We start from the raw sequence: 22,012 nt of genomic DNA on the forward strand, positions 1-22,012 counted from the left end.
TTGTCAACTGCCTGGAAAAAGGGGGCCATACGATGTTTGACCTAAGCAAGCTCGGCGGCGCTGCCGTTCCGGCTCCTGCCGCAGGCATGGGGCCGGCTGCCGGCCTCGTGTCCGCGGCGGAGGCGGCCGCCGGCGGCCACGAGATCGCGATCATCGGCTTCGCGGCGCGGATCGGCGCGGCGAGCGAGCCGGAGGAGCTGGCGCGGCTGCTCGGCGCGGCCGACGACCGCATCGGTCCGCTGCCGGAGACGCGCCGGCTGGAGCTGGAGCCTTATTTGCGAGGGCTCGGCCTGGACCCGTTGGAGGCGGAGTTTTTCGAAGGCGCGTTCCTCGACGATATCTCCTCGTTCGATCCGGAGCTGTTCCGCCTGTCGCCGAAGGAAGCGTCGCTGATGAATCCGAACCAGCGGCTGTTCCTGATGGCGGCGCGGCAGGCGATTGAGCAGGCCGGCTATGGAGGGAGCGCGCTCGGCGGCTCGCGGACAGGCGTTTATGTCGGCTACAACGCCGATGCCCAGCATGACTACAAGCGCATGATCGAGGCGCTCTGTCCGGAGGAGCTCGGCTCCTCGGCGCCCGGCAACCTCAGCTCGATGATCGCCGGGCGGGTAGCGTACCTGCTCGACCTGCACGGGCCTGCGCTGCAGGTGGACACCGCCTGCTCCTCGTCGCTCGTCGCCGTGCATCTCGCCTGCCAGGCGATCCGCTCCGGCGACTGCGACGCGGCGGTCGCAGGCAGCGTCAAGATCAATCTGCTTCCGCTCGACAGCGGCGTGAGGCTCGGCATGGAAGCCTCGGACGGACGGGCGCGTCCGTTCGACGACGAGGCGGACGGCACCGGCATGGGCGACGGCGTCGTCGCCCTGCTGCTCAAGCCGCTCTCCGGGGCGCTTCGCGACGGCGACTTCATCCACGGCGTCATCAAAGGCAGCGCGGTCGGCCAGGACGGCAGCTCCGCGGGCATCACCGCTCCGAACGCGCTCGCCCAGGAGGATGTCGTCGTCCGCGCCTGGGAAGACGCCGCGGTCGACCCCGAGTCGATCGCCTATGTCGAAGCGCACGGCACCGGCACCTCGCTCGGCGATCCGATCGAGATCGAAGGCTTGACGAGGGCGTTCCGGCGCTATACCGACAGGCGGCAGTTTTGCGCGGTCGCCTCCGTCAAAAGCCAGCTCGGCCATCTCGACCATGCGGCCGGCATCGCCGGCCTGCTGCGCGGGCTGCTGGCGATGAAGCGGGGCGAGCTGCCGCCGAACGCGCATTTCCGCCGTCCGAACCGCAGCATCGGCTTCATCGGCTCGCCGCTGTACGTCAATGCCGAGCCGGCGCCGTGGCCGCGCCGCGGCGGTCCGCGCCGCATGGGCGTCAGCGCCTTCGGCATGAGCGGCACGAACGCGCATGTCGTGCTGGAGGAAGCCCCTGAGCCTGCGCCCGTCCGGTTTGCGGAGGGAAACGGCAGGCCCGGCCTGCTCGTCCTCTCTGCCCGCTCCGCCGCCGGGCTATCCGGCTATGCGGAGCGGATGCTCGCCTGGCTGGCGACGTACGACGCTCAGGCGGCCGGGCTGGATGCGATCTGCGGCACGGCGGCGCTTGGCCGCAGCCATGAGCGCTATCGGCTGGCGATCGCCTGCGCCTCTGCGGAGCAGCTCGCGCTCGCCTTGGCGGAAGCGCTGGCCGCGGGGCTGGACGGCGCGGCGGCAGGCGTCGAGGGCGACGCGGGGAATGAGGCCGAGCGCGCTGACGGAAGCGGCGCGCGGCTCGGCGCGAATGGCGAAGCCCGCTGGGAAGCCGACGGCATGGCGCTGCGGCTGCGCTCGCCGAGGCTGGAGGCCGCTACGGCCGTGTTTTGCGGCGCGCTGCCTCCAGCTGGACGGAGCTTGAATTCGAGCTCGTCAGGATCGCCGCTTTGGAGCGGAGGCGAGGCGGCTGCGGGGCCAGCGGAGCGGCGCTCGTCCGGCTCCGCTGTCGACGCCGAGGAGGCGGCCGAGCTCGCGCGGCATTACGCCGAAGGGGGGATGCCGCGCTGGGCGCGCCTGCATCCGCCGGGCTCGCTGCGGCGGGCTCCGCTGCCGAGTCCGCCGCTGGAGCTGCGTCGCTGCTGGCTGCAGCCCGCGCCGAGCGCCCGCTCGGAGGAGAGCCGGGATGAGAGACGGAATGATAGATGGAATGAGAGACAGGATGCGCGAGAAATGGAAAGGAGGGAGATGACGGAACAAGCCGCCGCTGCGGTCCGGCTGACGGATGCCGCGGCTGATGGAGAAGCGGAGGCCGGCAGCGCAGGCAGCTCTCGCCTGGAGGCGCTGCAGGCGGCTGCCGACGCCTGGGGCGAGGCGCTCGGCTATGGGGAGCTGAGCGTGCGCTCCAGCTACTACGAGCTCGGAGGCGACTCGATTCTCGCGCTGCGCACGGTCGGACGGCTGTCGAAGCGTCTCGGGATCGAGGTGGCCGTGCACGAGCTGCTGGGGCAGCCGGTGCTCGGCGACTTCGCGGCGATGCTGCAAGCGAGGCTGGACGCGGTCCGCGCGGCGCGGCGGGAAGCCGGCAGCGGCGGACTGGCCGCGGCGGCGCTGGAAGCGCCGGCGAGCGCGGAGCCGGACGGTTCTTCGCGGCAAGAGCCGCCGCAGAGGCCATCGTCGGCGTCGTCAAATCCATCGCAGGCTGCCGGATCGCCGCAGAGGCCATCGTCGGCGTCGTCCGATCCGTCGCAGACAACCGGATCGCCGCAGAGGCCCTCGTCGCCTCTGTCCGATCCGTCGCAGACGCTCGGATCGCCGCCAGAGGGCGAAGCGCCGCTTCCGGGCTTCCCGCTGCCGGCCGAACCTTTGCCGCAGTTGGAGGCCGGCGCTGCGGAAGGCGCCGCGGCGCCGATTCCGCTCGTCGCCGAGCAGCCGCATTACGCGGTGTCCTCGTCGCAGCGCCAGATGTACCTGCAGCAGCAGGCGCAGCCGGAGGACCGCAGCTACAACCTGCCGGAGCTGCTCCAGCTGTCCGGCGAGGTCGACGCGGACCGGCTCGAGGAGGCGATCCGCGCCTTGATCCGCAGGCATGAGCCGCTGCGCTCCTCGTTCGCGATCGTCGACGGCGAGCTCCGCCAGTTCGTCCATGCGGACGCGCCGTTTCGGCTCGGCCGGCTGGAGGCGGAGCCGGAAAGGCTGGACGAGACGCTCCGCGCGCTGTCGCAGCCGTTCCGGCTCTCGCAGGTCCCGCTGCTGCGGGCGGCGCTCGTCGCGACCGGCTCGAATTCGCCGCTGCTGTTCCTCGACCTGCATCATATCGCCTCCGACGGCATGTCGGCGGGCATTCTGCTCGAGGAGCTGCTGACGCTGTACGGCGGAGGCATGCTGCCGCCGCTGCCGCTGCGCTACCGCGATTATGCCGATTGGCAGCAGCGGACCCTCGGCTCGGAGCGGCTGGAGGGGCAGCGCCGGTACTGGCGGGAGCGGATCGCGGACGACTGGCCGCTGCTGGAGCTGCCCGCCGATTTTCCCCGACCGCCGGTCAAGGACGGCAAAGGGGCGACGTTCGAGCTCGACCTCGAGCCCGGCCTGGCGGCGGCGGTCAAGCGGTTCGCGGCGGCGAGCGGCTGCACGCCGTTCGTCGTCCTGCTGGCCGCCTATCAGGCGCTGCTGGCCAAGCATGCGGGCGCCGAGGATATCGTCGTCGGCACGCCCGCCGCTGGCCGGCCGTCGCCGCAGCTGGAGCGGCTGGCCGGCATGTTCGTCGGCACGCTGCCGCTGCGGGCGAAGCCGGCTGCCGCCAAGACGTTCGCGGCGTTCCTCGCCGAAGTGCGGGAGACGGTGCTCGAGGCGTTCGCGCACGGCGACGTGCCGTTCGAGGAGCTGGTCCGCATGGACGGGCGCCGCGATCCGAGCCGCAGCCCGCTGTTCGACACGATGTTCATCATGCAGAACCTGCGCATCCCGGATCGCGGCGAAAAGGGACTTTCCTATACTCATCGACGCTACGAGCATGGCACGGCCAAGTACGACCTGATGGTCCAGGCGGTCGAGCGGCCGGACGGGCTGCGGCTCGTCGTCGAATACGCGGTCTCGCTGTTCCGCGAGCAGACCGCGCGCACGCTGCTCGACCGTTATGTCCGCCTGCTCGGCGCCTTCCTCGCCGATCCGGAGCGGACGCTCGGCGAGGCTGACATGCTGTCCGCCGCGGAGCGGGAACAGCTGGAGCGCTTCGGCCGGGGGCCGGAGCTCGGGCTGCCGCCCGTAAGGGCCGAGCGGCTGGTCGAGGCTTGGGCGGCGGAGCGGCCCGACGGCGTTGCCGTCATCGGCAAGGATGGCGCGCTCACGTATCGCGAGCTGAACGAGCAGGCGGAGCGGGTCGCCGAGCTGCTGCGGCGCGAGGGAGCGGAGCGCGGCTCGATCGTCGCCGTGCTCGCCGAGCGCTCGCCCGCCATGGTCGCGGGGATGGTCGGCGCGCTCAAAGCCGGCGCCGCCTACCTGCCGCTCGATCCCGCCGCGCCGCCGGAGCGGATCGCCTCCATGCTCCAGGACAGCGGCGCCTGTCTCGTGCTGACGGACCTGCCGGAGGAGGCGCCGGCGCGCGCGGCGCTTGCCGGAGCCAGGGAGCTGAGGCTGTCCGCAGCGTCCGCAGCGCTGCTGGAAGCAGATGCAGGCAGCGCCTGGAGCGCAGCCAGCGGGACGGGCGCAGGCAGCAGGAGCGCAGCCAGCAGCTGGAGCGCCGGCGGCGTCGGCAGCCGGGCGGATCAGGCGGGCCCTGCACCGGCGGCGGACCGCTTCTCCCCGTCCGCATCGGCGAGTCCGCAGGCTTTGCCGCAAGCCTTGCCGCAAGCCTTGCCGCAAGCCTTGCCGCAACACTTGCCGCAAGCCTCTGCGGACGGCGGCCTGCTCTCGCCGGAGGACCCGATGTATGTCATCTACACATCCGGCTCGACCGGGCGGCCGAAGGGCGTCGTCGTCCCGCATCGGGCGTTCCACGCCTTCGCCGCCTCGATGAGCCGGCTGCTCGGCGGCGTCGGTCCGGACGACCGCTGCCTCAGCCTGACGAGCCTCGGCTTCGACGTCAGCGTCTGCGAGCTGTTCCTGCCGCTGCATGCGGGGGCGGCGATCGTGCTCTATCCGGACGACCGGCTGCTCGATCCGCCGCGCATGGCCCGGGTCATCGCCGAGGAGGGCGTCACGTTCGCCTATCTGCCTCCGACGCTGCTCGGCGACGTTGCCGGCGAGCTGGAGCGGCTCGCCGCAGCCGGGGCGGAGCTGGCGCTATCCCGGCTGCTCGTCGGCGTCGAGCCGATCCGAAGCGGCGTGCTGGAGCGCTTCGCGGCGCTGCGTCCGGGCATGGCGATCGTCAACGGCTACGGGCCGACCGAGGCGGCCGTCTGCGCGACCGCCCATGTGTTCCGTCCCGGCGGCCCGCCGGAGGCGATCGTGCCGATCGGCGGCCCGATGCACGAGACCGACATCATGCTGCTCGGCTACGGAAACGCGCCGGTGCCGCCGGGCGCGCTCGGCGAGCTGTGCATCGCCGGCAGCCATCTGGCGCTCGGCTACCTCGGCCGGCCGGAGCTGACCGCCGAGCGCTTCGTGCCCGACCCGCGCCGGCCTGACCGGCTGCTGTACCGGACCGGCGACCTGGCGCGCTGGCTTCCAGACGGCCAGGCGATGTACGCCGGCCGCATCGACCGGCAGCTCAAGATCCGCGGGGTGCGGATCGAGCCGGCCGAGATCGAGGCGAGGCTGCTGCAGCTGGACGGCGTGCGCGAGGCGGTCGTCGACGCCCGCGTCCTACCGGACGGAGACAAGCAGCTCTGCGCTTATGTCGTGCTCTCCCGCGAGGGCGGGACGAGCGGGCTGCGCGACGAGCTGAAGCGGCTGCTGCCGGAGGCGATGCTGCCCTCCTTCCTGATCGAGCTGCCGCGCATCCCGCTGACGCGCAGCGGCAAGGTCGACCGCCAGGCGCTCCCGGAGCCGCTCTCGCAGGCGCACGGCGGCGTGCCGGACGCGAGCGGCGCTCCGTCGACCGAGACCGAGCGGCGGATCGCCGCGCTTTGGCGGGAGACGCTCGGAGTCGAGCGGGTCGGCCGCACGGACGGCTTTTTCGAGCTCGGCGGCCATTCGCTCAAGGCAGCCGCGCTGGCCGGCCGCATCCGCCAGTCGTTCGGAACGGAAATGCCGCTGCGGGCAGTATTCGAGCATCCGACCGTCGCGGGCATGGCGGCATGGCTGGAGACGGCGGCAAGCGGAGGCAGCGCCGCGACCTGGGGCATCGAGCCGCAGGCCGCGAGCCTGCCGGGCGCCGGCACGGAGCGGGGCATGGCGGCGGAGGCCGGCCGCGCCGGGGAGCGGGCGCTCGGATCGGCCCATTCGATTCCGCGCGCGGAGGAGCGTCCCTATTATCCGATGTCGCGGACGCAGCGGCGGCACTATGTGCTGGAGTGGCTCGGCGGCGGCAGCGCCGCCTACCATGTGCCGCTCGCGCTGCTCATCCGCGGTCCGCTGGACGCGGCGCGGCTGGAAGGCGCGTTCCACGGCCTGATCGCCCGTCACGAGACGCTGCGCACGGCGTTCGTCCACGAGCGGGAGGAGTTCCGGCAGATCATCCGGCCGGAGGCGGAGTTCAGGCTGGAGCTCGGCCGTCTCGACGAGGAGGAGAGGCGGGGGCTGCGCTCCGGTCCGCAAGGGGCGGCTGCCGCGCAAGCGGTCCGCCGGCGGATGGCGGAGCTGCTCCGTCCGTTCCGGCTCGATGCTCCTCCGCTGCTGCGGGCGCGGCTGCTGGAGGGCGATGCCGACCGCCATGTGCTGCTGCTGGATTTCCACCATCTCGTGACGGACGGGCTGTCCATGCCCATCGTCCTGCGGGAGCTGCTCGCGCTGTACGACGGCCGGGAGCTGCCGCCGCTGCCGATCCGCTACCGGGACTATGCGCTGTGGCAGGAGCGGAGGCTGGCGGAGCCGCCGCCCGGGCGCTGGCTGGAGCGGCTCGCGGGCGAGCTGCCGCCGCTCGAGCTGCCGCTCGACCGTCCGCGTCCGGCTGCGCGCTCCGGACGGGGAAGGCGGCTGGAGTTCGCCTTCGACGAGGCGACGAGCGCCGCGATCGCCGGCTTCGCGCGCGGCGAGGGCGTGACGCTCTACACCGCGCTGCTCGGCGCCTATATGAGGCTGCTCGCCGTCTACGGCGGAGCGGCCGAGGTTCGCGTCGGGTCGCCGGCGGCCGGCCGCTCGCATCCGGACGCCGACGGGCTCGTCGGCCTGTTCGTCCATACGCTCGTCCTGCGCGGCTATCCGGCCGCCGAGCGTCCGCTCGGCGAGTTCCTGCAGTCGCTGCAGCAGGACGCGCTGGAGGCGCTGGAGCATCAGGAGCGTCCGTTCGAGGAGCTGCTCGAAGCGCTCGGAGCGCAGCCGGCGGTCGGACGGCAGCCGCTGTTCGACTGCATGTTCGCGCTGCAGAACATGGAGCTGCCGGCTCTGGAGGGAGGCGGGCTGACCGCCGAGACGCTGCCGCTCGATGCCGGCACGGCCAAGTCCGATCTGCTGCTGGAGGCGGCGGAGCGGGACGGGCGGCTGCATTTTCAGCTGGAATATGATACGGAGCTGTTCGCGGACGCGACCGCGTCATGGATCGCCCGGCATTATGCGCAGCTGTGGAAGGAATGGCTCCGGCCCGGCGCGGCTTCGCGGCCGCTGGAGGAGCTGGGCTTGATCGACGGCGAGGAGCGGTGCGAGCTGCTCGGCGAGGTCCGTCAACGGAAGGGAGAGGCGACGATGAACAAGATAGAGGGCGCGGCAGAACCGGAGCGCGCCGGGACGGAAAGCGGCTGGTGCAGCATGATGCGGCAGTTCGAGGAGCAGGTCCGGCTGCGGCCGGACGCTCCCGCCGTGCACGCCGGGGAGGAGACGTGGACGTACGCGGAGCTGAACGCGCGGGCGAACCGGCTCGCCCATGCGCTGAGGGAGAAGGGCGTCGGGCCGGAAAGGCTCGTCGTCGTCATGGCGTCGCGCTCGCCGCGGCTGCTCGCGGCGCTGCTCGCCGTGCTCAAGGCGGGAGGCGCGTTCCTCGCGGTCGATCCGTCGTATCCGGAGGAGCGGATCCGCTGGATGCTGGAGGACGCCGGAGCGGCGCCGGCGCTCGTCGAAGCCGCCTATGCCGGCCGCGCGGCCGGCGCCGCCGAGGAATGGCGGCTCGAGGAGCTGGAGGAGGCGTCCGCGCTTCTGCCGGCGAGCGATCCGGAGCCGGTCAGCCGGCCGGAGCATCTCGCCTATGTGCTGTACACGTCCGGCTCGACCGGCCGTCCGAAGGGCGCGATGATCGAGCATCGCGGACTGGCGAGCTTCCTGCGGCAGTTCGCCGCGCGGCTCCCGTTCGCCGCCGGGCAGGGCGTGCTGGCGATGGCCGCCGTGTCGTTCGATATTTTCCTCGTGGAGACGCTGCTGCCGCTGACGCTCGGCATGCGCGTCGCGCTCGCCCGGGAGGAGGAGCGCGGCGACGCCGAATCGCTGAGCCGGCTCGTCGAAAGGCATGAGGTCGACGTGCTGCAGCTGACGCCGAGCCGCTTCAAGTGGTGGGCGGCGCAGCAAGGCGCGACCGCCGCGTTCCGGCGGCTGTCCGTGCTGCTGATCGGAGCCGAGCCGCTCGCGCCGTCGCTGCTGCAGCGGGTCAAGGCGGCGACGGACGCGCGCATCTTCAACCTGTACGGGCCGACCGAGACGACGGTATGGACGTCCGTGCAGGAGGTGACGGAGCTGGCCGCGGACGAGGCGATTACGATCGGAACGCCGATCGAAGGCGCCCACATGGTCGTGCTCAGCGCCAAGCTCAAGCTCGCGCCGACGGGCGTCATCGGCGAGATCTGCATCGGCGGCGAAGGCGTCGGGCGCGGCTATCTCGGCCATCCGGAGTGGAGCGAGGGCGCATTTGCCGAGCATCCCTATCGGCCGGGCGAGCGCCTGTACCGGACCGGCGACCTCGGGCGGCGGCTCGCGAGCGGCCAGTTCGTCTACGCCGGCCGCCGCGACCATCAGGTGAAGATCCGCGGCCATCGGGTCGAGCTCGGCGAGGTGGAGCGGCTGGCGCAGGAGGCTCCCGGCATCCGCGAGGCGGTCGTGACGGCCGTCGACGAGGAGGACGGAGAGCAGGCGCTGTGCCTGTATGCGGTGGCGGAGCCCGGCCTGGAGGACGGCGCGGACGAGCGGACGAGGACGTATTTGGCGGCGCGGCTGCCGGGCTACATGATTCCCGCGTATCTCATGCTGCTGGAGCGGATTCCGCTGACGCCGACCGGCAAGATCGACCGCAAGTCGCTGCCGAAGCCGCAGGCGCGCGGCGCGGCGGCGTTCGAGCCGCCGGCGGGAGAGCTGGAGCGGCGGCTGGCCGGGCTGTGGCGGGACGTGCTCGGCCAGGAGCGCATCGGCCGCCGGGACGGATTTTTCGAGCTTGGCGGCCACTCGCTCAAAGCGGCGACGCTGGCGAGCCGCATCGCCCGCGAGTTCGGGGCCGACGTCCCGCTGCGGGAGCTGTTCCAGCATTCCACGCTGAGCGCGATGGCGGAGCGGATCGGAATGTCCGCCGCGGCGTTCGAGCCGATCCCGCGCCAGCCGGAGCGCGAGGAGGGATATCCGATGTCCCCCGCGCAGCGCCGCTTGTACCTGATGCAGTGGATGGCCGGCGAGGCGGCGATGTACCATGTGCCGTTCGCGGTCGACATCCGCGGCGCTCTGGACGCGGAGCGGCTCGAGCGGGCGTTCGGGGAGCTGGCCCGGCGTCAGGAGAGCCTGCGCACGACGTTCCATTACGAGGACGGCGAGTTCCGGCAGAAGATCCATCCGCCGTCGGGCTTCGCGCTCGAGCAGGCTCCCGAGCTCGGCAGGCTCGCGGCGGAGGAGCTGGCGTCCGGCGGCGGGGTGCCGGTGCAGAGGCTGATGAAGGCGTTCATCCGCCCGTTCTCGCTCGATCGCGAGCCGCCGGCGCGAGCCGCGCTGCTGCAGCTCGGTCCGGAGCGCCATCTGCTGCTGCTCGACCTGCATCATATCGCGACCGACGGCGTATCGACGTCGCTGCTCGTTCGCGAGCTTGGCGCCCTCTATGCCGGCGAGGAGCTGCCGGAGCCGCCGATCGGCTGCCGCGACTTCGCCGTCTGGCAGCTGGAGCGGCTCGAGTCGGAAGCGATGCGCGAAAAGGAGGCGTACTGGCTTGCCCTCTACGAGGAGCTGCCGCCGGCGCTCGAGCTGCCGCTCGACCGGCCGCGTCCGGCCGCGCCGAGCTTCCGCGGGGCGACGCTTGAGCGGCGCCTCGGCCGGGAGCTGACGGCGGCCGCCGAGCGGCTGGCGGCGGCGCGAGGGGCGACGCTGTTCGCCGTGCTGCTCGGCGCCTACGGCATCCTGCTGGCGAAGTACGCCGGGGAAGAGGACATCGTCGTCGGCACGCCGGTCGCCGGGCGCGGCCATCCCGACGTCGAGCCGCTGATCGGCATGTTCGTCAACACGGTCGCGCTGCGGCTGCGGCCGGCGGGCGAGCTGGCGAGCGGCGACTACATGCGCGGCGTGCAGCGCGATCTCGTCGACGCGCTCGACCGTCAGGACTATCCGTTCGAGCGGCTCGTCGAGCGGCTGGGGCTGCAGGCGGAGGCCGGCCGCAACCCGCTGTTCGATACGATGTTCATCCTGCAGAACATGGAGCATCCGGAGTTCCGCGCCGGCGGACTCGCGCTGGAGCCGCTGCCGTTCGATCCGGGAGTCAGCAAGTTCGATCTGACGCTCGAGGCGGCGGCGAGAGACGGCGAGCTGTCGGTCACGTTCGAATATGCGGCCGACCTGTTCGAGCCGGACACGATCGAGCGGCTGGCCCGGCATTACGAGGAGATCTTGCGCCAGCTGTGCGCGGATGCCGATGGCGCGCGCGCCATCGAAGATTTCGAAGTCGAGACGGAGGAGGCATGGGGATGAAGCTGACGCTGGAGCGCAAGCCTTTCGGCGACTTCTGGATGAACTGCATGCTGAACCAGGCGTTCAGCATCGCGCAGTCGGTCCATCCGAGCTACCGCGATGCGGCGTATCTCAATCTGTACCGCTATTTCCGCTGGGAGGCGGCGACCGACCGCGAGTTCCGCTATCCGACGATCGACTCGCTCTATTATTTGAGCGACACGGAGTGGGAGAAGTTTCCGCTGACCGGCGTCATCCGCCGGATCGTGCCGATGCATTTCCGCGACGAGAGCCGCATGCTGGACGAGATCCGCGACGTGCTGCGGAGCGGGCGCAATCTGAGCCTGAACGTCGATCTGTTCGGCTGGCTGCCGGACAGCATGGCGTGGCAGAAGTTCCATTGGTACCATTACTCGCTGTTCAACGGCTTCGACGAGGAGAAGGGCGTCTTTTACGTCATCGACGACACGCTGGCGGGCTACGGGGAGCATGAGGTGCCGGAGGAGCGGGTGCGGGAGGCGTTCGCGCAGTCGGAATACAAGCTCGATCCGGGCTATGCCGGCCCGGCCTGCTACGTCTATGAGCTGCAGCCGGACATCGTCCCGTTCGAGCTGAGGCTGGAGGAGGTCGCGGCGCACGCAGACCGGCTGTCGCAGGAGCTGGAGGCCTTCGGCATGGACGGCATGTGGCGGGTCGACGAGGCGCCGGGGGAGAAGCGGGAGCAGCAGCTGACGTACGGCCTCGTCGGCATCAACATCATCGTCAACCGCCAGGAGGCGAACGCGGGACTGCTCGAGCGGCTGCGCCTGAAAAAGCTGCTGGAGGACGAGCTGCTGGATGAGCTGGACGAGCAGCTCGGCCGCATCCGCGAGGGCTGGGCGGCGCTCAAGCAGCGCTTCGCCGACGGCAGCTTCCGGCGCGAGCGCGACGCCGAGCTGGCCGAGCGCCTGCTGGCGCGGGAGCGCGAGCTGTGGAGCCGGCTCGCGGCCGAGGCATGAGGCCGCTGCGGCTGTTCTGCCTGCCGCATGCCGGCGGCTCGGCTCAGCTGTACCGGCGCTGGGCGGCCGGCGCTCCGCCGGGACTGGAGCTGGCGCCGCTGGAGCTGGCCGGACGGGGAGTCCGGCTCGGCGAGCCGTTTTATCTCGGCATCCGCGAGGCGGCGGAGGATCTGCTCGGCGAGGTGCTGGAGCGGCGGGAGGAGGGCCGCTTCGCGCTGTTCGGCCACAGCATGGGCGCGCTGATCGCCTATGAGCTGGCCGTGCTGCTGCAGCGCGCGGGCGGGCCGCAGCCTGAGGCGGCGTTTCTGTCGGCCAAGGACGCTCCGCAGGTGGAGCGCCGGGAAGCGCCGATTCACGGCTTGCCCGAAGAACAGTTCATCGAGCGGATCCGCCGTCTCGGCGGCTGCCCGGACGAGCTGTTCGAGCAGCCGGAGCTGCTGCGGCTGTTCCTGCCCGTGCTGCGCGCGGATTTTCGGCTCGTGGAGACGTACCGCCATCAGGACGCGCCGCTGCTGGAGACGCCGGGCGTCGTGATGGGCGGCCGCGCGGACGGGACGCTGTCGGGGTCTTGGGTCGAGTGGCAGCGCTGGTTCGCCGCTCCTTGCCGACTGGAGCTGTTCGAGGGCGGACATTTCTACGCGCAGGAGCGCCATCCCGAGCTGCTGCGGCGGATCGCGGACATCCTCGGGCTCGCACCGGAGAGGGGAGGAGCCGCGCTCGCGCCGCTGGCATCCGGCGCGGGCGGAGGCAGGCTCGGCCTTGGGGGCATAGGGGAAGGGAGGAATTCGCGATGAGAAAAAGACCGGCGCCTGCGCTGCTGTTTCCCGGCCAGGGCTCCCAGCGTCCCGGCATGGGACGGGCGCTGCTGGAGCGGCATGCCGAAGCCCGCGCGGCCGTCGAGGAGGCCGGCGACGCGATCGGAGCCGACCTCGCCCGCCTGCTGCGGGACGGCTCGATGGAGGAGCTGACGCGCACCGAGATCGCGCAGCCGGCGATCCTCGCCGTATCGGTCGCGATGTACCGCGTCTACCGCGGCAGCCTCGGCGGGCCGCCGCCTGGCTGGCTGGCGGGGCACAGCCTCGGCGAGTTCAGCGCCTTGGCTTGCGCCGGCGCGCTGCCGCTCGGCGACGCGGCCCGGCTCGTGCAGGCGCGCGGCCGGCTCATGGCCGAGGCGGCGCGGCGGCAGCCGGGCGGCATGGCCGCCGCGCTCGGCATCGCGCCGGAGCGGGCCGAGGCGATCTGCCGCGAGATCGCGGCGGACGGACGGTTCGGCGTCGTCGTCCCGGCGAACTACAACGCTGCCGCGCAGACGGTGCTGTCCGGCCATTTCCCGGCGCTGGAGGAGGCGGCGCGCCTCGTCCGCGAGGCGGGAGGCAGCACGGTCCGTCTCGCCGTCGGAGGCGCGTTCCACAGCCCGCTCATGGCTTCGGCCGCCGCGGCGTTCGGCGAGGAGCTGAGCGCGGCTCGGCTCGGCTCGCCGCTGCTGCCCGTGCTCTCCGGCGTCACGGGCCGGCGCATGCCCGGCTCGGCGGCCGCGCTGGCGGAGCTGCTGCAGCGCCAGCTGACCGCTCCGGTGCGTTGGACGGCGGTCATGGCGAAGCTGGCGGAGCTCGGAGCTCGAGCGGCGGTCGAGGCCGGACCGGGCGCCGTGCTGCAGCGGCTCGCCGCAGGCTCCGGCATCCGCGTGCTGGCGATGGACGAGGAGGCGGCGCTTGGAGAGCTGGAGGAGACGCTGCGGCGCGGCCGCTGCCTCTCCTATCTCGAAGGCTGCCTCGCCGTCGCCGTCGGCACGCGCAGCGAGGAGGACGACTTGCTCGTCTACCGGCGGGAGGTGGAGGCTCCGTACCGCGAGCTGGAGCAGCTGCTGCAGGCGGCCGAGGCGGAGCCGTCCGCGCCTGTCGACGCAGCCCGGCTGGAGCAGGCCGAAAGTCTGCTCGGCCGCCTGCTCGCGGGCAAAGGGCTGCCCGAGGCCGAGCGGCGGGAGCGGCTGTCCCGGCTCGCCGCCGCGCATGGCCGCCGGCCGGTCGAGGCCGAGGCGCGATGAAGGGCGTGCGGGCGGAGCTGCTCGTGCTGCGCCTGCCGGACAGCCCCGGCAGCCTCGCCTGCGAGCGGCTGGAGGCGGCCGTGTCGCCGGAGCGGCGGGAGCGCTGCTCGCGCTATCGGCGGCGGGAGGACGCGCTGCGCTCGCTGGCCGGCGAAGCGCTGCTGCGGGCCGCGCTGTCGCGGCGGACCGGCAGGCCCGGCGCCGAGCTGCGGCTGGCGGAGAACCGATTCGGCAAGCCCTGCTGGGCGGATGGCCGCTCGGACGGCGGCGGACTGCGGTTCAATGTGTCGGCATGCCGGCCGCTGGGTCGCGGTGCTGCTCGGCGGAGGAGAGGTCGGGGTCGACGTCGAGGAGATCAAGCCGCTGCAGCCCCTGTTCCCGGTCGACTGCCTGCATCCGGCCGAGGCCCGGTGGTGGCGTCGCCTGCCCGAGCCGGAGCGGCTGGCGGCATTTTACGAGCTGTGGACGCTCAAGGAAAGCTATGTGAAGGCGAAAGGAATGGGGCTGTCGCTGCCGCTGCATTCGTTCGCGGTGCAGCCGCTGGAGGGAGGCGGAGCGGCTCTCGCTCCGCCGGACGGGGACTGCCGCCTGCGGCTCTATCCGCTGGCGGAGGACATGCGCCTCGCCGGCTGCGCCATCGACGGCAGCCTGCCGTCGAGTCCGGAATTCTGGACGTTCGAGCAGCTGCTCGAGCGCGCTGCGCCGAGGCGCTGACCCGCTCCGGGCGGCGACGCCGGTCCGGCTGTCCCGGCCGAATCGGCCGTCTCCGCGACCGAGCTCGACAAAGGCCGTCCCCCGCCGCTTGCGCGCGGCGGGGGACGGCCTTGCTCGTTTCGGGCTCGGCTAGACGACCTTCAGCACCGAGATCATCTTCTCATGGCCGGGACCGCAAGGAATGCTGCACTCGATCTGATACTCGCCCGCCTCGCTGAAGGAATACACCTTCTCGTCGCCGGCGTTCATCTTGACCGAGGTGTTGGCGACGCGGATGCCGTGGATGCCGTCGCTTTCCAGCTTGATGCGCAGCGGCTCTCCTTTCTTGATCGTGTAGCTCTCTTGGTCGAACTTGTAGTTGGTCGCTTTGATGACGAGATCCTGCGTCGGCTCGGCCGTCGTCTCGACGGCTGCGGAAGGCCCGTTCGAGGCCGGAGCGGAGCTGCTGCCGCATGCGGCGGAGATCAGCAGGAAGCCGGCTGCGGCGGCGATCAGCGGAAGGCGGCGGAAAAAGGAACGGTTCATAGTCAGTCTCCTTTCAAATGGGGGCGAAGCCGGTCGGACATGCTGTCCCTATCATACCCAATCCCGGCTGCGATCGGAATGAGGCGGGCGGCGGAAGGGTTGAACAAATGATGACAATCTATGTAAGCCGCCAGGCTTCGAAGGGAAGCTTGACGGCGCCGGTCTCAGTGCTGTTCCTTGCGCTTGGCCGCATCGAACGGAGTCGGGATGAAGAGGTCGATGATCCCGATGACGAGCGCGGCGAGAATGGCGCCGAGCCAGGTGACGGCGACTCCGCCGACGATGAACTGGGCGATGTAGAGGACGATCACGCTGGCGACGAAGCCGACGATGCCGCGGCCGAACGGGCTCACCCGCTTGCCGAAGATGCCTTCGACCACCCAGCCGAGCAGCGCGATGACAAGCGCCAGCATCAGCGCGCTCCAGAAGCCGCCGACCGTGAACTGGGGCACGATGAAGCCGACGAGCATCAGCACGATCGCCGATACGATGAAGCGGACGACATGTCCGAGAAAGTTCATGCAAGTTCCCTCCAATCGAGTTGTTCCCGTCTTCCGCGCGGCGCGAGGCCGTCGGTTTCGCCGGGTGCACGGCATTAGCATGGCCGGAATCGGGCCATTTCATGTAGGAAGAGTTCTCGACCCGTGCGCCTGCCGTGCCCATCCGTTATAATGGCCCTAGAGAGGAGCTGTGGACCGTTCGTGGACAGCAAAATTTTAAGCACGCTTGAATATTCCAAGATCATTCATCAATTGATTCAACATACAGCGACTCCGATGGGCCTGCGGATGGCCGAGGAGCTCGCCCCTTCGTCCGCGCTCGAGGACGTCGTCCGCTCGCTGCAGGCGACGGCCGAGGCGGCGAACGCCTACCGGCTCAAAGGGAATCCGCCCTTCCGCGGCGTGGCGGACATCCGCGCCCATCTGAAGCGGGCTGCGATCGGCGGCACGCTGAGCCCCGGCGAGCTGCTCGAGGTCGCGCTGACGGCGCGCGGAGCGCGGCGGGTGCGCAGCCATGTGCTGCACCTGCATGAAGAGCATCCGATGCCGCTGCTGGCGCTGCTGGCGGAGGGCATGTATCCTCGGCGCGAGCTGGAGGACGAGATTCTGGCCTGCATCGACGAGAGCGCGGAGGTGCTCGACGGCGCCAGCGTGGAGCTGGGCCGCATCCGCCGCGAGCTGCGTCAAGGCGAAGGCCGCGTGCGGGAGAAGCTGGAGCAGATGCTCCGCTCCTCGTCCGTGCAGAAGATGCTCCAGGATACGCTCGTCACGCTGCGCGGCGACCGGTACGTCATCCCGGTCAAGCAGGAGTACCGCAGCCATTTCGGCGGCATCGTGCACGACCAGTCGAATTCCGGGGCGACGCTGTTCATCGAGCCGGAGGCGGTCGTGGCGCTCAACAACAAGCTGCGCGAGGTCAAGGCGGCCGAGGCGCGCGAGATCGAGCGCATCCTCCAGAAGCTGACGGCGCTGGCGGCCGAGGCGGCCGAGGATCTGGCGATCAACCATGACGGCCTCGCCCAGCTCGATTTCGCCTTCGCCAAGGCGCAGCTCGCGCATGCGATGAAGGCCGAGCTGCCGCTCATGAACGACGAGGGCCGGATCGTGCTGAAGCGCGGCTTCCACCCGCTGCTCGACCGGACCAAGGCCGTGCCGCTGCATCTCGAGCTCGGCTCGTCGCATAGCGGCATCATCGTCACCGGCCCGAACACCGGCGGCAAGACGGTCGCGCTCAAGACGGTCGGCCTGCTCAGCCTGATGGCGATGTCCGGCCTGTTCGTGCCCGCCGACGACGGCACGGAGCTGTGCGTGTTCGACGCGATCTATGCGGACATCGGCGACGAGCAGAGCATCGAGCAGAGCCTCAGCACGTTCTCCAGCCATATGACCAACATCATCCGCATCCTGCGCGACATGACGCCGAGCAGCCTCGTGCTGCTCGACGAGCTCGGCGCGGGCACCGATCCGGCGGAGGGCTCGGCGCTGGCGATCGCGATCCTCGACCATATCCATCGCACGGGCTGCCGGCTGCTGGCGACGACCCACTACAGCGAGCTCAAGGCCTATGCCTACAACCGTCCCGGGCTGATCAACGCCAGCATGGAGTTCGACGTGGCGACGCTCAGTCCGACGTACCGGCTGCTCGTCGGCGTGCCGGGACGAAGCAACGCGTTCGCGATCGCCGAGCGGCTCGGACTGAGCAAGGCGATCATCCAGCAGGCGCGCGGCGAAGTCAGCGAGGAGGACCTGCGCGTCGAGAACATGATCGAGTCGCTCGAGCGCGACCGCCAACGCGCGGAGCAGGAGCGGGACAGCGCCGAGCAGCTGCGCCGCGAGCTGGAGGAGGAGCGCAGCCTGTACGAGGAGGAGCTGCGCCGCTTCGAGGAGCAGCGCGAGCGGCTGCTCGCCAAGGCTCAGGAAGAAGCGCGGCAGGCGGTGCAAAAAGCCCGCCGCGAGGCCGACGAGATCATCCAGGAGCTGAGGCAGCTGCAGCGCGAGGAAGGCGCGGCGGTCAAGGACCATAAGCTGACCGAGGCGCGCAAGCGGCTGGAGGAGGCTTCGCCGCAGCTGGTCAAAGGACGCCAGGGCGCGCGGCCGGCGGCGGCCGAGCGGGCGATCGAGCCCGGCGACGAGGTCAAGGTGCACAGCCTCGGCCAGCGCGGCCACGTCGTCGAGCTGTCCGGCTCGGAGGCGACCGTGCAGCTCGGCATCCTCAAGATGAAGGTCAAGCTGGCCGACCTCGAGCTGCTGAAGCCGGCGCCGGCGCCGAAGGCCGCTCCCAAAGCGGCTTCATCCACGTTGAAACGCACGCGCGACGACAACGTAAAGATGGAATTGGATCTTCGCGGCTCGAACCTGGACGAATCGATCATCGAGGTGGACCGTTTCCTGGACGAATCCTTCCTGGCCGGCATGGGGCAAGTGTACATCATCCACGGCAAGGGGACCGGCGTGCTGCGCGCCGGCATCCAGGATTTCCTCCGCCGCCACTCCCATGTGAAGAGCTATCGGCTTGGCAACTACGGCGAGGGGGGAGCGGGCGTCACGGTCGCGGAGCTCAAGTAATTCCGAGAGGAAGGGATTGGCGTGAGCGGAATCATCGACGGGCTGTTGGGCAATGCCTATGCCTCTTCCCTGATTTATGTCGCCGTGACGATCATGGCGCTCATCTTGTTCCTGACCTTGTTCGAATGGGTCGCCAAGTACAAGTGCTGGGACGAGATCCGCAAAGGCAACGTGGCGGTGGCGATGGCTACCGGCGGCAAGATTTTCGGCATCTGCAACATTTTCCGGTTCTCGGCCGATGCGGGCGATTCCATCTACGGGAGCTTGATCTGGGGGACGTTCGGCTTCGTCGTACTGCTGCTCGCTTACTTCCTGTTCGAGTTCATGACGCCCGTTTTCCGCATCGACGACGAGATTCAGCGCGACAACCGCGCGGTCGGCCTGATCGCGCTGATCATCTCGGTGTCGATCTCGTATGTCATCGGAGCGACGATCTGACGGCTTGGGGGAGGTAGACATGAAGTACCTTTGGGGCACTTTGGCCGTGCTGGCCGTCCTGTTCTTTGTGCTCGGCATTTTATATCTGGTATGATCGGGTTCGGACAGCAGGATTGGGAAAGGAGCTGCAGCGATGGAGCATCAGCAGCAGGAGGGCGCGGCGGACATCTGTCCGTGGTGCGACTCCGAATTGGTTTGGGACGAGGAGATCGGTCCCGAGGAAGTCTGCCCGCATTGCAGCAATGAGCTGGGCGGGTACCGGACGCTCAGCGTAGGCGGAGCGCAGGCGGAAGAGGAGGACGAGGACGAGGGCGCCGGCTTGGCGGCCGGCCATGCCGGCGCTGCCGCTAGGACGGCCGGAGCGGCCTCGCGCAGCGTCGAAGGCTTGGACGAGGAGGCCGACTGGGAGGCGGGCGACGATACCGGCTGGGCCGGAGCGGGACGTCCGCAGTCGTGGCTGCGCGCCGACGAAAAGGTGCAGCGCATCCTCGACGATCAGGAGGAGATGCCGGAATGCCCGTCCTGCCGCGAGTATATGCTGCATGCGGGCACGAACGCGCTCGGAGCAGGCTCGTTCTCGCCGGTCGAGCCGCCTTCGCTCAAAAAGCCGCTGCTTCCGGATTCGATCCGGCTGCAGCTGTATGTCTGTCCGAATTGCCATGAGGTATCCACGAAGCTGGACCTCGGCTCGCGGACGTTCCTGGCGGAAAGGCTCGACCAGGAAGATTGATCCGGCGATACGCGAACAGCTCTCCGTCCTGCGGAGGGCTGTTTGCGTTCGGCGCCAGCAGGCCGACGCGACGGCCGCTCGCGAATCATCTCCTCCGCGGCAGGGAACCATTTCCGCATGGAGGTGATGTCCGTGAAAAGCGAAAGCGCGCTCCGTCCCTCGCGCGAGGGGGCGCTGCACGGCCAGCCGCTGCTGCTGCTCGCCGTGCTGACCCTGTACAACGGCGCAAACGCGCTGTCCGGCGTTTTCGTGCCCGTTTATCTGTTCAAGGCCAACCAGTCCTACGCGCTTGTCGGCTGGTTCTCGCTGCTCCAATACGCCGCCGGCGGGCTCTGCGTCTATCTGGCCGGCTCGTGGGTGAAGCGCAAGGGCCTCGTCGCCTCCCTGCGCACGGGAATCGCCCTCTCCGGCGGCTTCTACATGGCCGTGCTGCTGCTCAGCGGCAAAGCGGCGGCCTGGGCCGCTCCGCTCGGCCTGCTGAACGGGACGGCGGGAGGCTTCTACTGGCTCGCCTACAACGTGCTTTATTTCGAGATTACGGAAAAGGACAATCGCGACGCCTACAACGGCATGGCGGGCCTGCTCGGCTCCGCGGTCGGCATGGCGGCGCCGTTCCTGTCGGGGCTCGTCATCGCAGGCAGCGGCGGCAACAAGGGCTACACGGTCATCTTCAGCGTGTCGCTCGCGCTGTTCGGCGCGGCCGCCCTGCTCAGCGCCAAAATCCGGAAGCGGCCTCCGCAAGGGCGCTACCGCTGGAGCTTTCCGGCCGCCGAGCTGCGTCAGCGGGCGAGTCCTTGGCGGCGCTTCGCGCCGGCGATCGTGCTGCAGGGGCTGCGCGACGGCGTATTCCTGTTCGTGCTTGGACTCGCCATCTACGCCTCGACGGGAGCGGAGCAGAAGGTCGGCACTTATTATCTCGTCACCTCGCTTGTCGGCATGGCCGCCTTTTGGCTGTGCGGCCGCAAGCTCGGACCGGAGCGGCGCCGCGCGGGGATGCTCGTCGGCACGCTGGCGCTCGCCGCGGTGCTGCTGCCTCTGCTCGGCGGCATGACTTACTCGAGCCTGCTGCTTGTCGGCATCGGCACGGCGCTGTTCTCGCCGCTTTATCTCATCCCGATCACCTCGTCGGTGTTCGATCTGATGGGCCGCTGCGAGGAAGCGGCGGCCAGCCGCGTCGAGCTGACCGTGCTGCGCGAGCTTGCGCTGACCGCAGGCCGGCTCGTCGGCGTGCTGGCCTTCATCTACATCGCCGGCCGCTCGGCCCCGGACTCGCTGGCGTTCGCCTGGCTGCTGCTGGCGCTCGGAGCCGCCCCGATCGCCGGCTGGGCCTTCATCCGCGACCGGCTCCGTCCGGAGGATTCAGCCGTCCGTACCGCGGATCCGGACGGGCATGCCCGCAGGCGCGGATGAACCGCGCGTCCAGCGCCGAAGCTCCTTCGCCGCGCTCGCTCGGCGCTGCCGGACGTACTGGAGGATGACCTCGGGCTCTCCGCCGAACAGCCCGCGATTGGCGGCGCGGCTGGCATCATGCCGGACGGCCGCGGCGATGCCGCCGTGCAGTTCCTCCACGAGACGTCCGATCCGCTCCTCGGTGAAGTCTTCCTCAAGGATGCGTTCGAGCCCTTCGGCGTACGCCCGCTTCCACTCGTCGAACTGCAGCAGCCGGCGCGTCAGCCCGTTGTAGCCCTGCACCCGCACCATGCCGGCGGGGCATAGCTTGCCGTAGCAGTTCCGTCCCCAGGTGCCCTCGTAATCCCAAGGCAGGATGCCGTACTGCTGCCGGGTCGCTTCCTCGTACAACGCGTAGTTCTGCTCGAAGCCGTCGAAGTTGCCGGTCAGCACCGCGCCGGACAGCCAGCGGAAATAAGCGGGCACGTCGAGGCGCTCCTCCAGCAGCTCCCGCAGCTTGGCGTTTTTCAGCCGGTGGATGCCGCGGATGAAGGAGCAGAGGCGGGGCAGCGTCTCGCCGTCGCCCTCGATGAATTCGTAGCCCTCCGCCAGGTCGCGCTTGCGGCGTCCGCTCTCGGAGAGCGAGCGCTCGAAGTTCGCGGAGTCGTTGGCGGCGTACAGAAGCGACCGGTACGGGATGCCGCGGAGCGCGAAGAAGCGGGAATTGACCGCCTCGATCTCCAGATACAGGCCGCGGCATTCGCCGTTCACGTCCAGCCATACATGGCGGGTGCGCGGCGCCGGCACGCCGATGCCTTCCATGAAGCGGAACGAGAGGGCGTTGCGGATCATCGACGGATCGTCCGCTTCCGCGTTCCAGTGCAGCACCAGCCCGCTGTCGAGGCGAATCTCGTACGATTTCTTCGGATATTCTCTCGTATGCCCTCCCCGATAGCGAAGCCTGGCGCCGTCCGTCCTCCCGCCCGTGGTCAGCTGGACCGGCACATGCTTCCGGCTCCATACGTCGCTGGCGAGATCCGCTTGCGCCTGGGCGCTGATCCGAATGGATCGGACCGCCAATCCGGCTCTCATCGCGCACCGCCTCCTTTTTGTCCGCTCCGTCTCCGCTCTTGCCCATGGGATACCGTATTCCGATCCGGCCGGGTTGGTTCGGGGCGGCTTTCGGGCGGGACAGCCCGGCGAGTCCCCATGCGGGT

General features: G+C 70.1%; 12 protein-coding genes and 1 pseudogene. 10 read left to right on the forward strand and 3 right to left on the reverse strand.

All coding sequences use genetic code 11. The features are described 5' to 3' along the window. Positions 1 to 32 precede the first annotated feature (32 nt). The 6 genes and pseudogenes from GE073_RS07885 (at position 33) to GE073_RS07905 (ending at position 14,648) form a co-directional block, all read left to right on the forward strand. The gene (locus tag GE073_RS07885) at positions 33 to 10,913 is read left to right on the forward strand and encodes a non-ribosomal peptide synthetase (RefSeq protein WP_153783184.1); all 10,881 of its coding nucleotides are present in this window, start codon (positions 33 to 35) and stop codon (positions 10,911 to 10,913) included. Further along, the gene (locus tag GE073_RS07890) at positions 10,910 to 11,890 is read left to right on the forward strand and encodes a hypothetical protein (RefSeq protein ID WP_153783185.1); all 981 of its coding nucleotides are present in this window, start codon (positions 10,910 to 10,912) and stop codon (positions 11,888 to 11,890) included. Before GE073_RS07885 ends, GE073_RS07890 begins: the two co-directional genes overlap by 4 nt. Next, a complete protein-coding gene (locus tag GE073_RS07895) occupies positions 11,863 to 12,684 on the forward strand; it encodes a thioesterase II family protein (RefSeq protein WP_153783186.1) in 822 nt (273 codons plus the stop codon). The genes GE073_RS07890 and GE073_RS07895 overlap by 28 nt, the downstream gene beginning before the upstream one ends. Further along, positions 12,681 to 13,934: an ACP S-malonyltransferase gene (locus tag GE073_RS07900; RefSeq protein ID WP_153783187.1), complete on the forward strand. Its 1,254-nt coding sequence runs from the start codon at positions 12,681 to 12,683 to the stop codon at positions 13,932 to 13,934. Before GE073_RS07895 ends, GE073_RS07900 begins: the two co-directional genes overlap by 4 nt. Continuing rightward, positions 13,931 to 14,164 (forward strand): annotated as a pseudogene (locus GE073_RS26030) (hypothetical protein); the annotation flags it as partial. The gene GE073_RS07900 and the pseudogene GE073_RS26030, both read left to right, overlap by 4 nt. 52 nt (positions 14,165 to 14,216) lie before the next feature. Next, positions 14,217 to 14,648, forward strand: coding sequence for a 4'-phosphopantetheinyl transferase family protein (locus GE073_RS07905; protein ID WP_194843308.1), 432 nt, complete (start codon positions 14,217 to 14,219; stop codon positions 14,646 to 14,648). Between the two features lie 129 nt (positions 14,649 to 14,777). Here GE073_RS07905 and GE073_RS07910 read toward each other — a convergent pair whose 3' ends face one another. After that, complete coding sequence (locus GE073_RS07910) at positions 14,778 to 15,173, reverse strand: cupredoxin domain-containing protein (RefSeq protein WP_153783189.1); 396 nt, start codon at positions 15,171 to 15,173, stop codon at positions 14,778 to 14,780. Positions 15,174 to 15,337: 164 nt separating this feature from the next. Continuing rightward, on the reverse strand, positions 15,338 to 15,694 hold the full coding sequence (locus tag GE073_RS07915; RefSeq protein WP_153783190.1) for a phage holin family protein: 357 nt from the start codon (positions 15,692 to 15,694) through the stop codon (positions 15,338 to 15,340). A 180-nt stretch (positions 15,695 to 15,874) separates the two neighbouring features. Here GE073_RS07915 and GE073_RS07920 point away from each other — a divergent pair, with 180 nt between their 5' ends. From GE073_RS07920 to GE073_RS07935, 4 genes are all read left to right on the forward strand, one after another. Beyond that, positions 15,875 to 18,238, forward strand: a complete 2,364-nt coding sequence (locus GE073_RS07920) for an endonuclease MutS2 (protein WP_028599889.1) — start codon at positions 15,875 to 15,877, stop codon at positions 18,236 to 18,238. Positions 18,239 to 18,259: 21 nt separating this feature from the next. After that, complete coding sequence (locus GE073_RS07925) at positions 18,260 to 18,676, forward strand: DUF350 domain-containing protein (RefSeq protein ID WP_153783191.1); 417 nt, start codon at positions 18,260 to 18,262, stop codon at positions 18,674 to 18,676. Between the two features lie 133 nt (positions 18,677 to 18,809). Continuing rightward, a complete protein-coding gene (locus tag GE073_RS07930) occupies positions 18,810 to 19,406 on the forward strand; it encodes a hypothetical protein (RefSeq protein WP_153783192.1) in 597 nt (198 codons plus the stop codon). 132 nt (positions 19,407 to 19,538) lie between these two features. After that, the gene (locus GE073_RS07935; protein WP_194843309.1) at positions 19,539 to 20,816 is read left to right on the forward strand and encodes an MFS transporter; all 1,278 of its coding nucleotides are present in this window, start codon (positions 19,539 to 19,541) and stop codon (positions 20,814 to 20,816) included. Here the strand turns inward: GE073_RS07935 and GE073_RS07940 are convergent. Further along, complete coding sequence (locus GE073_RS07940; RefSeq protein ID WP_052333442.1) at positions 20,766 to 21,887, reverse strand: CotH kinase family protein; 1,122 nt, start codon at positions 21,885 to 21,887, stop codon at positions 20,766 to 20,768. The genes GE073_RS07935 and GE073_RS07940 overlap by 51 nt on opposite strands. Positions 21,888 to 22,012: the final 125 nt, after the last annotated feature.

Source organism: Paenibacillus sp. B01 (assembly GCF_009649995.1).
Taxonomy (GTDB): domain Bacteria; phylum Bacillota; class Bacilli; order Paenibacillales; family Paenibacillaceae; genus Paenibacillus_O; species Paenibacillus_O pasadenensis.

What these genes read in the sequence shown, in the direction of transcription:
- GE073_RS07900 (WP_153783187.1), top strand. Translation starts at nt 12,681, where the DNA reads ATGAGAAAAAGACCGGCGCCTGCGCTGCTGTTTCCCGGCCAGGGCTCC.
- GE073_RS07940 (WP_052333442.1), bottom strand. Translation starts at nt 21,887, where the DNA reads ATGAGAGCCGGATTGGCGGTCCGATCCATTCGGATCAGCGCCCAGGCG.
- GE073_RS07905 (WP_194843308.1), top strand. Translation starts at nt 14,217, where the DNA reads ATGTGTCGGCATGCCGGCCGCTGGGTCGCGGTGCTGCTCGGCGGAGGA.
- GE073_RS07930 (WP_153783192.1), top strand. Translation starts at nt 18,810, where the DNA reads ATGGAGCATCAGCAGCAGGAGGGCGCGGCGGACATCTGTCCGTGGTGC.
- GE073_RS07885 (WP_153783184.1), top strand. Translation starts at nt 33, where the DNA reads ATGTTTGACCTAAGCAAGCTCGGCGGCGCTGCCGTTCCGGCTCCTGCC.
- GE073_RS07915 (WP_153783190.1), bottom strand. Translation starts at nt 15,694, where the DNA reads ATGAACTTTCTCGGACATGTCGTCCGCTTCATCGTATCGGCGATCGTG.
- GE073_RS07890 (WP_153783185.1), top strand. Translation starts at nt 10,910, where the DNA reads ATGAAGCTGACGCTGGAGCGCAAGCCTTTCGGCGACTTCTGGATGAAC.
- GE073_RS07910 (WP_153783189.1), bottom strand. Translation starts at nt 15,173, where the DNA reads ATGAACCGTTCCTTTTTCCGCCGCCTTCCGCTGATCGCCGCCGCAGCC.